Genomic DNA, 254 nt, shown 5'->3' on the forward strand with positions numbered 1-254 from the left:
TTGCGCGCCGGCAGGTCCATGTAGCGTTCGGCGGAATGGGTGTCGTACAGGCCCCAGTCGGTAACCGGCGCGCCGGCCACGCCGCACGCGTACTGGTCCGACGCCTGGGCCAGCAGCATCAGGGTCATGTAGCCGCCGTTGGACCAGCCCTGCACGCCGATGCGCGCCGGGTCCACCCATGGCGGCTGCTTCAGCCAGTCCACGCCCTTGAGCTGGTCGGCCACTTCCACCGTGCCCTGCACGCCGTACAGCGC

1 protein-coding gene is annotated in these 254 nt (G+C 70.5%); it reads right to left on the minus strand.

The features are described from left to right. A partial coding sequence (locus ACQG3P_RS20670) for a prolyl oligopeptidase family serine peptidase (protein ID WP_426806096.1) occupies positions 1-254 on the minus strand: 254 nt, incomplete at both ends.

It is taken from the genome of Stenotrophomonas sp. SrG, from assembly GCF_050031795.1.
Classification (GTDB): domain Bacteria; phylum Pseudomonadota; class Gammaproteobacteria; order Xanthomonadales; family Xanthomonadaceae; genus Stenotrophomonas; species Stenotrophomonas rhizophila_A.